This is a genomic window from Halobacteriovoraceae bacterium (genome assembly GCA_020635115.1).
GTDB lineage: Bacteria > Bdellovibrionota > Bacteriovoracia > Bacteriovoracales > Bacteriovoracaceae > JACKAK01.
In genome coordinates this window covers 125,767-138,543 of sequence record JACKAK010000007.1, presented here as the reverse complement: position 1 = coordinate 138,543, position 12,777 = coordinate 125,767, and the positions used below count along the sequence as shown (strand labels likewise).

Annotated in this window: 13 protein-coding genes; 11 read left to right on the top strand and 2 right to left on the bottom strand. The window is 33.4% G+C overall.

All coding sequences use genetic code 11. From position 1 onward, the window contains the following. The first annotated feature begins 16 nt into the window (after positions 1-16). The 8 genes from H6622_12295 (at position 17) to H6622_12260 (ending at position 7,376) form a co-directional block, all read left to right on the top strand. Entirely contained in the window at positions 17-271 is a 255-nt protein-coding gene (locus tag H6622_12295; protein MCB9062292.1) for a hypothetical protein, read from the top strand. Further along, positions 249-1,073 carry a DUF692 domain-containing protein gene (locus H6622_12290; protein ID MCB9062291.1) on the top strand — a complete coding sequence of 275 codons (825 nt, stop codon included), beginning with the start codon at positions 249-251 and terminating at the stop codon, positions 1,071-1,073. Before H6622_12295 ends, H6622_12290 begins: the two co-directional genes overlap by 23 nt. After that, positions 1,070-1,861 (top strand): putative DNA-binding domain-containing protein, encoded by a 792-nt coding sequence (locus H6622_12285; protein MCB9062290.1) that lies wholly within the window; start codon positions 1,070-1,072, stop codon positions 1,859-1,861. Before H6622_12290 ends, H6622_12285 begins: the two co-directional genes overlap by 4 nt. Positions 1,862-1,986: 125 nt before the next feature. Further along, the gene (locus tag H6622_12280) at positions 1,987-3,564 is read left to right on the top strand and encodes an ABC transporter substrate-binding protein (GenBank protein ID MCB9062289.1); all 1,578 of its coding nucleotides are present in this window, start codon (positions 1,987-1,989) and stop codon (positions 3,562-3,564) included. After that, complete coding sequence (locus tag H6622_12275) at positions 3,564-4,583, top strand: ABC transporter permease subunit (GenBank protein MCB9062288.1); 1,020 nt, start codon at positions 3,564-3,566, stop codon at positions 4,581-4,583. Before H6622_12280 ends, H6622_12275 begins: the two co-directional genes overlap by 1 nt. After that, complete coding sequence (locus H6622_12270; GenBank protein MCB9062287.1) at positions 4,583-5,467, top strand: ABC transporter permease subunit; 885 nt, start codon at positions 4,583-4,585, stop codon at positions 5,465-5,467. The genes H6622_12275 and H6622_12270 overlap by 1 nt, the downstream gene beginning before the upstream one ends. Continuing rightward, on the top strand, positions 5,467-6,432 hold the full coding sequence (locus H6622_12265) for an ABC transporter ATP-binding protein (protein ID MCB9062286.1): 966 nt from the start codon (positions 5,467-5,469) through the stop codon (positions 6,430-6,432). The genes H6622_12270 and H6622_12265 overlap by 1 nt, the downstream gene beginning before the upstream one ends. Continuing rightward, complete coding sequence (locus H6622_12260) at positions 6,429-7,376, top strand: ATP-binding cassette domain-containing protein (protein ID MCB9062285.1); 948 nt, start codon at positions 6,429-6,431, stop codon at positions 7,374-7,376. The genes H6622_12265 and H6622_12260 overlap by 4 nt, the downstream gene beginning before the upstream one ends. On the opposite strand, the gene H6622_12255 is transcribed toward H6622_12260, so the two are convergent. Next, complete coding sequence (locus H6622_12255) at positions 7,341-8,246, bottom strand: hypothetical protein (GenBank protein ID MCB9062284.1); 906 nt, start codon at positions 8,244-8,246, stop codon at positions 7,341-7,343. The genes H6622_12260 and H6622_12255 overlap by 36 nt on opposite strands. A 471-nt stretch (positions 8,247-8,717) precedes the next feature. Between H6622_12255 and H6622_12250 the strand changes: the two genes are divergently transcribed. The 3 genes from H6622_12250 (at position 8,718) to H6622_12240 (ending at position 10,909) form a co-directional block, all read left to right on the top strand. Then, the gene (locus H6622_12250) at positions 8,718-9,731 is read left to right on the top strand and encodes a hypothetical protein (GenBank protein ID MCB9062283.1); all 1,014 of its coding nucleotides are present in this window, start codon (positions 8,718-8,720) and stop codon (positions 9,729-9,731) included. 110 nt (positions 9,732-9,841) lie between these two features. Then, on the top strand, positions 9,842-10,060 hold the full coding sequence (locus tag H6622_12245; protein ID MCB9062282.1) for a hypothetical protein: 219 nt from the start codon (positions 9,842-9,844) through the stop codon (positions 10,058-10,060). A 42-nt stretch (positions 10,061-10,102) separates the two neighbouring features. Beyond that, the gene (locus tag H6622_12240) at positions 10,103-10,909 is read left to right on the top strand and encodes a hypothetical protein (GenBank protein ID MCB9062281.1); all 807 of its coding nucleotides are present in this window, start codon (positions 10,103-10,105) and stop codon (positions 10,907-10,909) included. A 25-nt stretch (positions 10,910-10,934) separates the two neighbouring features. Here H6622_12240 and H6622_12235 read toward each other — a convergent pair whose 3' ends face one another. Then, positions 10,935-12,629, bottom strand: a complete 1,695-nt coding sequence (locus H6622_12235; protein ID MCB9062280.1) for a hypothetical protein — start codon at positions 12,627-12,629, stop codon at positions 10,935-10,937. Positions 12,630-12,777 lie beyond the last annotated feature (148 nt).

Here is a 12,777-nt window from a genome sequence, read left to right as displayed (position 1 = left end):
TTTAAAAGGAGATTATATGAATAAGAAAAAAATTTTACTCGGTGCCGCTTTCACAGGACTTATGCTTGGTTCAACAGTTTATGCAAATGAAACTACTGCACAAGGTCCTGAAGGACAATGTCATGGAATCAATTCTTGTAAAGGACAAAGTGCTTGTGGAGTGCAAGGAAGTCATGGTTGCAATGGACATAATGAATGCAAAGGCAAAGGCTGGTTAAAAATGACTGAAAAAGAATGTAAGGAGAAAGGTGGAACTTTTAAAGAAAAATAATCCATTTATTGGTGTAGGGCTTCGTACGGAGCACTACACTTATCTAGAAAATAGTCCTGAAACAAAAATAGATTATTTCGAGGCAATAAGTGAAAACCACATGGATTCATTTGGTAGACCACTATATATACTTGAACTCATAGCAAAAGATTATCCTTTAAGCTTTCATGGAGTTTCTTTGTCGATTGCAAGTTCACAAGCTCTAAATGAGAAGTATCTTTCGTCCTTAAAAACTCTCTATGACATATTTAATCCCTTTTTCATCTCAGATCATTTATGTTGGACAGGACTAGCTCATTCAAACACCCATAACTTGCTTCCTTTTGCTTATAACAACGAAAATTTAAATTATATTGTATCTAAAATTAACAAGGTTCAAGACTTTTTGAAACGACCTTTAGGACTAGAAAATTTATCTGCCTATTTTGATTGGAAAGGTTCAACCTATACCGAATGGGAGTTTATTGCGGAGCTAATGAAACGTTCTGGATGCCTATGGTTACTTGACGTTAATAATATTTATGTAAACTCTCAAAACCACCAATTTGATCCATTTGTTTATATAGATGCGATTGATATGGACCGAGTTGGACAAATTCATTTGGCCGGTTTCACGGATATGGGAGACTTCCTGTTTGATACTCATTCCCGCCCAGTTCATGAAGATGTTTGGAAGCTTTATGAATACACACTCAAAAAAGCAAATCGAAATATCCCCACGTTACTCGAATGGGATGAAGATATTCCATCTTTTGAAGAAGTTCAAATAGAAGCACTGAAGGCCCGGGAGTTTGTAATATGAGAGCGCCTAAAGAACTAGAAAATATGCAAGCACTCTTTATAAAAAGAGTTGTGAAAAATATTGAAGATGAAAATCTTCTTCATGCAATAAAAATAGGACATAGATTAACACCTTCCAAAGCTTTAGGAGTGTATCGCGACGATTATACCGCAAGACTTACAAGTGCTCTTTGCGATATTTACAAGTCTGTATGGAGAGTATTAGGAGATGAAGTTTTTTTTCAATTAGCACAAGACTTTTTAGCATCCTTCTCATCACAAACTTATGATTTAGGTCGATATGGCAAAGAGTTCTCTTTATTTTTAAGTGATCATTCGATAAGTAAGGAATTTCCATTTTTGCCTGAACTAGCGCATTTTGAAAGAAACTTCTTGACTATTTTCCACGCTAAAGCTGATTTAGGTTTATCTTCAGAGAATTTTCAAACACTAGAAAATCCTTTTGAAATAAAATTCCAATTAGTTGAGACGCATTATCTTTACGAATCTCAGTTTAAAATCTATCAAATTTTTGATTTGAGAAATATTGAAGACAAGCAAATCCAACCTTTTGACTTTCACGGGCCTGAGTTTGGTCTACTTTACAAAAATAAAGAGGGCATAAGAGTCAAACAACTCTGTGCGTCTCAATATAGACTTCTAGAAAGTATTCTTTCTCTTGGTACTCTTTCAAATGCACTTGATGACTTAATCAATAGAAACATTGAAATAACTGAGAAGGAAATAACTGAATTCATGCAATTTATTGTTAGCAATCAATTGTTTAAAATTTCTAAAATAAAGAATTAAAGTCATATTGCACAAATTGCATGATCTCACATTGAAATTCTCTTACATCCTAACAAACTCTTGACCTTTCACACACAAATAGAAAAAATGGTGCTCCAACTATTCTGTGAAGTATAGGAGTACGTATGAGGATATCTTATTTTGTTTTTTCTTTCTTATTAATCTTCAAACTCTATGCGAAGTCATTTATCTATTGTTCTGAAGGTAGTCCAAGTTCTTTTAATCCTCAAATTACAACCGATGGCACTTCAAATAACGCTGCAACTCACACCATTTATAATCGACTCGTTGAATTTGAATATGGAACAACAAACATAATTCCACGACTCGCACAATCTTGGGAAATTTCTAAAGATAAGAAAGTTTATACATTCAGATTGAGAAAAGGTGTGAAGTTTCACAAAACTAAGTATTTCACACCTACTCGTGATTTCAATGCTGATGACGTTATCTTCTCATTTGAGCGGCAACTTAGAAAAGATCATCCCTATCATATGATTGGCGGAGGACAGTATGTCTATTTTCAAGATATGGGAATGAATGAAACAATTAAAGAGATCAAAAAAATTGACGACTATACTGTTCAATTTCTTTTAACCCAACCTTTGGCCCCTTTTCTGGCAAACTTGGCCATGGGTTTTGCTTCCATACTATCTGATGAATATGCTCACTATTTGATTAGCAAAAATAAACAAAACGATATCGACAATTTCCCGATCGGAACAGGGCCCTATATTTTTCAAAAATATGTTAAAGATTCAATGATTAGATATACTGCAAATGAGGAGTACTTTGTCGGCGTTCCAAAAATTTCAAAATTAATATTTTCTATTACAACTGATCCGAACGTCAGATATCAAAAACTTAAAACGGAAGAATGTCATTTGGCAATAGAACCTTCTCCAAACGATCTTCCACAAATGAAGACAAATAAGGGACTTAAAGTTTTAGAGTCTCCTGGACTGAATATTAGTTATCTAGCGATCAATTCTAAAATAAAACCTTTAGATAATATTTTTGTCCGAAGAGCAATTAATCATGCACTTAATACGAAATCCTATATAGAGGCAATCTACCTTGGACATGCAATTGAAGCAAAAAACCCTATCCCTCCTACAATGTGGGCCTATTACAATGAAAATTTAAAGCTTGAATATAATCCAGAAAAAGCTAAACAACTTCTTGCAAAAGCTGGATATAAAGATGGTTTTGAAACTGAGTTACTAATCTTACCTGTTACTAGGCCATATAATCCAAATGGAAAAAAAATGGGCGAAATGATGCAGGCAGATCTGGCCAAAGTGGGCATAAAAGTAAAGCTGATCAATTACGACTGGCCAACATATCTAACTAAATCAAGACAAGGTATTCACGGGCTGATCCAAGGTGGATGGACAGGTGACAATGGTGATCCTGATAATTTTATGGATATACTGTTAGGATGTAATGGAGTCAATGCTGGAAGTAATATGGCCCAATGGTGTGACAAAAAATACTCCGACCTCATGGCAAAAGCAAAAATTGTGACATCAAAAGATGAAAGAAAAAATTTATATATTCAGGCTCAAAAAATATTTACAAAAGAATCTCCATGGGCGCCTATTGCACATTCGATAGTGTTTCGAGCGATGTCTGCAAAAGTTGATGGATATAAGATGGATCCACTTGGCAATGACATTTTCACCTATGTAGATCTCAAATAGTGAAGTCTTTTATCATTTCTAAACTTTCTTATTTGATTCCACTTTTGTTTGGGATATCTATAATGGCATTTGGACTCATTCGTCTAGTTCCAGGTGATCCTGTTATGCTACTTATTGGAGAAAGAGGCGCTTCTCCTGAAATCTATCAAGAAATGAAACAGAAAATGGGATATGATAAAAGTATTTTTAGTCAATATTTTATCTTTTTAAAAAATGTCTTAAAAGGTGAACTTGGAGAATCAGTCATTTCTAAAAGACCTGTTTTGGAAGAATTTATTGAAAGATTTCCCGCTACTCTAGAGCTTGGTTTTTTATCCCTTTTTATGGCCTGTCTTTTAGGAATACCAATTGGGATAATATGTGCTGTTAAAAGAAACTCAATACTTGATTATTTTTTCATGGGAAGTTCACTTGTAGGATATTCGATGCCTATTTTTTGGTGGGGGCTTTTATTGATTTTATTTTTTTCTGTGACATTAGGACTTACACCAGTTTCAGGTAGAATAAGTGTCCTGTATGAAATTGAATCAATCACCGGATTTTTTCTCATCGATTCTTGGTTTACTGATGAACCTTGGGAAACATTCATTTCATCTGTTAATCATCTCATTCTTCCGGCCATCGCAATGGGTACGATACCCTTGGCAGTCATTTCTCGAATGACAAGATCTTCGATGCTTGAAGTTCTAGGAGAAGATTATATCCGAACGGCAAAATCAAAAGGAGTTCCTTGGAGAAAAATCATACTTATTCATGCTCTCAAAAACGCACTTATTCCAATCATAACTGTCATTGGTCTGCTTTTTAGCTCTATAATTACAGGAGCAATCTTAACAGAAACTATTTTTTCATGGCCAGGGATTGGTAAATGGATTGTCGCAAGTATTACTGCACGAGACTATCCTGTCATCCAAGGGGGAATTCTCATTATAGCTCTACTTATTATTTGCATCAATCTCTTGGTAGATTTCCTCTACGTTTTAGTTAATCCCAAAATGAGAGTTCAAGGAAAAAGTTAATGTCCAAAGACTTATTAATCTCACAACATCCATTTCTAGTTGAATTTTGGGAAGAACTGAAAAAAAATAAAGGCGCACTTTTTGGCCTGGCACTCCTCATTTTTTTTATTTTTATGGGAATGTTTGCACCCATTCTCGCTCCACATGACCCCGCCGCCGTAAATTCTGAGGCCACAAAAATTCCGGCCTTTTGGCAACAAGGAGGAGAAATTAAATATGTTTTTGGAACAGATGATTTAGGACGAGATCTATTGTCTAGAATACTTTACGGAGCGAGAGTTTCTATTGCAGTTGGGGCCCTCATTGTTGTTTTCTCAAGTGTACTTGGAGTTATTTTGGGTGGAATATCTGGCCTCTATGGAGGAAAAATCGATAAATTAATCATGCGTTTGATGGACCTCCTAATGTCTCTACCTTCAATTTTATTGGCCATAGTTGTTGTTGCCATTCTCGGGCCAGGTTTATTGAATGCAATTTTAGCTGTTGGTCTTGTTGGCCTTCCTTCAATCACAAGAATAGTTCGTTCAAGCGTTATGGCCGAAAAATCTAAACAATATGTCAGTGCAAGTTATACTTTTGGTGCAAGTAACTTTTATGTCTTATTTCGTGAAATTTTACCAAATTGTATGGCCCCAATCGTAGTTCAATCAACTCTGGCATTTAGTGATGGTATTTTAAACGTGGCGGCCCTAAGTTTTCTGGGACTTGGCGTACAACCTCCAACTCCAGAATGGGGTGTAATGCTATCTGACTCTAGAGCGTTTATTGAATCAAACCCTTTGTTGGTTACACTCCCTGGTATATGTATCATGCTTGTCGTCTTGTCTCTAAATTTACTAGGCGATGGACTCAGAGATGCATTAGATCCAAGGTTAAAAAAATAATGAGTTTACTTGCAATCGAAAAACTGAATTTACATTTTGACACCAAATATGGCCCTGTACACGCACTTAGAGACGTTAGTTTCAATCTTAATGCAGGTGAAATCTTAGGAATTGTTGGAGAATCTGGCAGTGGAAAGTCGATCACGAATCTGGCCATTATGAACTTGTTACCGCAAAACGCTCATTTCAATGCCACTAAAATGAATTATCAAGAAACTGATCTTTTAAAAATTTCAGAAGAAAAATACCAGAAAATTAGAGGTAAGAAAATTGCAATGATTTTTCAAGATGCAATGTCTTCTCTTAACCCAGTACTTACAGTAAAGTATCAGATTGAGGAAGTTCTTAAAATACATACTGGTTTAAATAAACCTGAACGTGAAAAAAAGGTATTAGACCTATTGTATTCTGTAGGAATACCTGACCCTGAAAAAAGATTAAATTCCTATGCATTTGAACTCTCGGGAGGGATGGCCCAAAGAGTAATGATTGCAATGAACATAGCTGCTGGCCCAGATATTCTGATTGCTGATGAACCTACTACTGCACTAGATGTTACGATCCAAAAGCAAATTTTGGATTTATTGAAAAGTTTATGCAAAACACATAAAATGGCAATTATGCTTATCACTCACGATCTTGGAGTAGTTGCACAATATGCCGATAGAATTCAGGTAATGTACGCAGGAGAAATTGTTGAAGAACAAAAAACGACTGAACTGCTGGCAACCCCTCTGCATCCATATACTAAAGCACTTATAGAATCTCTTCCAGAAAGTTCACCTACTTTTAAAAGCCAACTTCATACAATTAGGGGAATTGTCCCCTCACTTTCTAATAGACCTTCTGGCTGCCAATTTGCAAACAGATGTGAATTTATGAAAGAAGATTGTAAAAAAACAATTTCACTAGAAACAAACTTATCAAAAAGTGTAAGGTGCCTTTTCCCATTGGGGGAATTTTGAACAATTCAGTTTTAAATGTTTTCAATCTTAAAAAAGAGTTTTCAGTTCATTTTCAAGGTCAAAATCTGAAACTCATCGCGGTAAATGACTTAAGTTTTAATCTTTACAGCAATGAAACATTAGCTATTGTGGGAGAAAGTGGTTGTGGAAAAAGTACGGTGGCCAAAATTCTGATGGGTCTCCATGAACCAACAGAAGGAACTATTGAGTATGGAGAAAATACTTATTCAAATGGAAAAGTATTACCACACATAGATGATATCCAAATGATTTTTCAAGATCCCTATAATTCACTTAATCCACGTAAAAAGGCCTGGGAAATAATAGCTTCCCCCCTACTCATCAAAAAAGTGAACAGGAAAGAAGCACAACAAAAGGCCATTGAAGCAATGATAAAGGTTGGTTTGAGACCCGATCAGGCAAATAATTACCCACATATGTTTTCAGGTGGTCAAAGGCAACGAATTGGAATTGCCAGAGCAATCATAAAATCACCCAAGATACTCATTTGTGACGAACCAGTTTCTGCACTAGACGTTTCAATCCAAGCTCAAATTTTAAATTTATTACTAGAATTACAAAGAGAAATGGGTCTAAGCTGTCTGTTTATCTCTCATGACCTTTCTGTCGTAAAACATATTTCAGATCGAGTCGTTGTTATGTACCTAGGTAGTGTTGTTGAATATGGGCCCATTGAGCAAGTTTTCAATTATCCCCAACATCCTTATACAAAACTCCTTATTGAAAGTGTTCCTTCACTACACCAAAAAGAAATTGATCGTGTTTCAAATACAAACTCCTGTGAACTACCATCACCTTTGAATTTGCCACAAGGTTGTCTTTTTCAATCGAGGTGTTTCTATTGCCAAGAAAAATGTAAAACTGAAAGACCTGCAATTCAAGAAACTTTAGAACGAGGTGTTTCCTGCTTTTTTCCCCTCTAAGTTATGGAATATTTCTAATTGGTCTGAAAAATTGTTTTCAAGGTTTTCCAAATAGGGAACAAAAATTGATTCAAGTCCTTTAAAATGAAAGTTTTCATCAAAATCTTTAAATCCAATAAATAGAAAATATTCTTGAAATGAATTCATCTTATTATTTCTGGTATTTCTGTTAATATTCATAATGCTGTTATCTACAAATATGGAAATAATTCTTTCTTGAGCTCCCTGCATAAAAGGAGAAAGATTGAGTTGTAGTTTAATAATTTTTGAATTTTGAAACTTAACAAGTGTACTATTTCCACGAATTTTAAAAAGAAGTCCTGATTTAGAGATTTGATGTAATTTTACATTTTCGTGATCGCCAACAGAATCCGAAAAATAGCAATTTACTGGAAGCTCACTATTTATTCTGAAATTTCTTAGATCCATTTGACGAGTTAGAATTTTTCTAAAAATAAACTTACGAAAAATTTCAGGATCAAACCATCGTAATGAAGTCAAAGAAATATAGGGCCCAGAAATATTGGTAAATGAAATTTGGATTTCATTCTCCTCACTTGAAAACCATAATAATTTGAGCTTGTCTTCAACAAAGTTTTCATAAAGATCAAACAAAGATTTTTTTAGAGTTACCCCTTTGAATCTGAAAAATAGTTCTACATTCTTAAGCTCTTCCAATCCTTTACAAAGATCGGTGCATCTTTTTTCGTTATTTTTGTCTTTATGTAGATTTGATCTTTGGAACAAACATGTGTTTTCCCAGTTCGACCAGTGGAAGTGTATGGGCCATTTCTTATCGAGAATGAGAAACTCATCTATTTTTCCTTCCTGAAGGTAGGAAACTAGATCAATGTTTTTGGAAATCTCCATACAAACCTCTTGATAAAGGGACATCGACTTATTTTGATCTGTTAAATCAGTTGATAAAAGGTCAATTTTGTAACTAATAGTATAAAGAGAGATATTCTATCGATTTAGGTTCATGATTTGGCTTTTTACGACAGTATTGATTTGGGCCAAATTTTGTGTCCTTTTTGTGTCAGAGCACACTTAAGTGTTGGAATTCTAATGATTTGAAGTTTAACGTGTGTTCGTAGTTTGAAATATGTATGTTTATAATTACAATTTTTTGTAAAAACTGACTTATTGATAAATCCGATAGTACTCTTACATTGCCCATTTATTCCTCCTTGCTATATACACTCAAAAGCAACAAATTAAATATATCATTTGACTAGAATGCTTTTCTATCGTGTTTTGTGAATTCATCCAAATTCACACATCACGAGATAGAAATATCTATCCTGTGGAATTTTCTTAGTTTATTGAGATAATAATACAATGGAACCCTATGACCTTTTAAAACAAAATTTTTTAAATTTCAATTTACGAAAAGTAAAGATTCGTGAACTTCTCTATTTAGACCAATCTCCAACTGATATCTATACTCAAGAACATGGGCGTTTTCTGGTATTCATACATAAAAACACATCCTTCAGTAAAAACATCTTTCACAAAATGATTCAAAAGGGAGTATTAAATCTATTTGTTCATGACAACGAGTATGATCAGCTGATTCATTATCAACAAGACGTATTAAGAAAATCAATTCGTTCACTATCTATAGGTGAATTAAAAGAAAATGCAAAAAAAGTTTGCAATTTACTCACTATAAATATGGAATACTTGTATAGAGATCCAACTAATGATCAAGTCCTAGAGCTTCAGTATCAAAGTGTACGCAACCTTGGTAGCTTTCTCCAAAGAAACTCCAATCTTTTGCCTTTTCTATATAATTCATATATCCAGCAGAAACACCATTTTATTTTTGCTCAACCTATGCTTTCAAGTTTTTTCGTTTTTGGTTGTTTAAAACACGCTGGGGTATTTAATGAGCGAGACATTGAATCCCTATTTGTGACAAGTTATTTTAAAGATATTGGAATGTCTGCAATACCTACAGAAAAATATGAACAACAAGGATTATCTATACATGACAAAAAAATTCTTTCTGAACATCCTGAACGATCTGTCGAAATTTTAAAAGGTCGAATCCCACTTTCACCAAATTTTATGAACATCATTTTAAAACATCATACATTCAGTCTTCTTAATAAAGAAAATATTCTTTTCATTGAAGACGAACAAGCAAACTATCAAGTTTCAGGCTTTGAAACAATGATTGTTTCAGTCATGGACATTATAGCTGCAATGATTACAGGACGTCCGTTTAGAGAACCAACTAAAGTTTTTGCAGCACTAGAGCTGGTAAAAAGATTAGTGTCAGACCACTATCCTCAAGAATTCAAACTCATTGTTACTTTCTTTAAAAGTTTTTTCCATTCCATTCGTTAGAGCATTGTCATTTCGCAATTCTTACGAAAGAATTAATAGAGGCAAAGGAAGGCACAATCATCTAGATTCAATATATATCATTCAAAATGGCCACATTCTAAGGAGGGAAAATGGCAATACAAGAAATAAGTCCCATTACAGGCATCATTGAAGAAGATAGAGTTTTTATAGACTTTGGAGAACATGAAGGAAAATCTTTACTAGAGGTTTCTGACACCCTACCCGAATTCTATGATTACCTTATCGAACAAAAAAATAATGGTGATTGTCTAATAAGAAGATCAAAGGACAAATTATTTAGACTCTATGTTTCAAATTCAACTTATTGAAATTAGGAGGGCCAAATCCTCCTATTTCTAACATTTCCTAACATGCTAAGTGTCATATTTGATTTTCCCCATCACTTACCCTTACACTGTGAAACGATGAATCCAATGATTATTAAAATTATTCTGTTTAAACTGTGTACGGTTCTTACATTAGGTCTATACAGTTTACAAGCACATGCAACAGTAAGTGAATCTTACACACATGGAGCTCCACAAAGAAAAATAAATATTGCACTTGCAAACATCAGAAAATCATATTTAGGATTAAGAACCATAACTTTAGCTAAATCTTATGGAATGAAACACCCAAGGTTTCACTGCCATAAAACGAATCAAAGAAACAATGATATTTTTGATGAGTTTTGTGATCAGGCATATGGAGTAAAAGGGCGAAGTGTTGTCATTCACTATAACCTCATGGATGTAAGTTCTGACTATCTGTCATTTGTACTGGTCCTCGCGGCGGCAGAATATCTTTATAGACACACCTATGATGAACTCAATTACGAAGTTGAATCAACTGGGCCACATAAAAGATATGAATTTGCTCGTGAAATACAAGATCTAGCTTTCGTAGAAACAATGGAATACTGGAAAGAGACATTACACAAAAGTATTGATTTCTCTCGAATTAGCTCATTTATTAAAGACCGGCAACTTAGCGTTGTAGATCTCTTTGATGCCTACCAAGTCTCAAAAGAAAATCTAATTTCTTTCCTCAATCACAGAAGAGAATCTTTAGATATACAGACGGTTTCAATCTATGAATTTGATAACAACAATCTTACTCCAAAGGGATTGAAGCAAAAGAAAAAACTGATTGAACGTTTGAAGAATTTAATCAAATAAAAAAACTGCTAATTTTTTTTCAATTTTATTTCTCAATCACTGTTGTTTCTTTTTTAAACAATTTAATTTGATTGAATGAATCGTCCACCGACAAGTGATGAATTAAAATTTTCGACGATATATTTTCAACTGTTATGATCCAATCTGGTGCCATAAAATTAATAGATCGTACTAGAGGTTTATTGGTTAAATGGACAAAAATATCTTTCCATTTGATCAACTTTACAAATTGATCTTCATCGATAAACTTATATCCACTTGAGATATCTTCTAAATCAAAAAATAAATGAACTGGTCTCGAAAAACTTGAATTTTGCTGCTGTACTTGTAAACCAAGCGCCCTAAGAGAATGAATAGTGTTATCCAATTTATAAAAAAATCTTTTTTCTTTCTTAATTTTTTTTAAACTTTCTGAAGTTAATTCAGTCAATAAGTCTAAATAACTATCAAATTCGGCCTTGTCGGTAAATTGATAAAACTGAGCAAGCTTACGGTAAATTATCGAAAAATCATCCTGTTTCTGAGTAGAGCTAAGTGTAATGTCTGAAAAGAAATAATTTGCTTTTACATAGTTATCTCTTAAGAATACTCCAAAGTTTCCGTTAAAATTGGCCATTTCATTGTTCAAATTTAATAAATCAAAACCCCACAACTCCTGTGCCAAAGCTGCAGGGAATGAAAGTCTAAAAAGTTTAAATTTAAGATCATTTGTAAAATAGAAATAAGGAAATTTTGTCAATGTCGCTCGTTGAATTTTTTTACCAAAAAGCATTTCATTCTTCACTGTTCTATCAAATGGTTGATCATCTTTTAAAGAGCCACTTAAATAGTTTCTTGTCGTTTCAAAACTTATTGGCAAATTTCTACTCGCAAAGACAGCTTTTTCGCTTTTGAATAAATCTGTCAAAGGTTTCGTTTCTAAAAATACAAATTCTCCATCCTTATAATCGAAAACATTTACAATCTCTTTTGATTCAGAATTTCTCTTGATTTCAACAACTTTTTGTTTGAGTAAAAAGACAATTGATTCAAGATCATCTTTTAAAAATGATGATATTCCGGATGCTTTTATTTGTATTAAATCTAAAAAATCTATATTTAAAGAGTAGCTCAGATCGATAATGAGTCTTACAGGAAAAGAGGAAATTACTTTATCTTCATCTATTTTTTCTAACCCAAACATTCTAAAATATTTGCCAATCCACCTTTTTCTCAAATAATCACGAATTTTTGTAATAGGAGAATTTATATTGTAATTAGCAGTGTAATTTAAATTGCTAAGTTCATAATTTTTATTTCTAGCAATGTTTTCATTTCGTAAAATGTTAAATACTGTGGATGTTAAAAATTTTTTTTCCACATTATATACAATTGTTTTAAATGAAATATTTGCTTCATGTTTCTCACTTTTTGACTTGGTAAAACCATCAAATATTGGCGTCCATATCCCATCTAGTTTTGTGACGAGATATACTGTTTCATTGGCCATTTGGGAGACAAATTGAGAGTAATATTTTGCCGATTGTAGTTCATGTTCAAGGGAAGAAGATTCTTTTTTTGGATAAATTTTCAAATTGGATATTAATTCATAGAGTGAGTCAGAATGCTTAATGTAGCGCGTCTTCTTTAGTAGATAGTCCTGACATTTTTCAATCCATCCGCTATCATCAGCAAAAACATTGAAAACACAAATAAACACGAAGAAAGAAGCTCTGAACATTTAACCTCCTGGTAGAGAGGATATAATTCAAAGTTTCTAAGACATCACTAGATTGTTAAAGTTTTGTAGAATTTATAGATTATTTCAAAAAATTAGAGCAAATATTTGAAGTTAAACTCTTGGAATATTATTTACGCGCGTGGCTTCT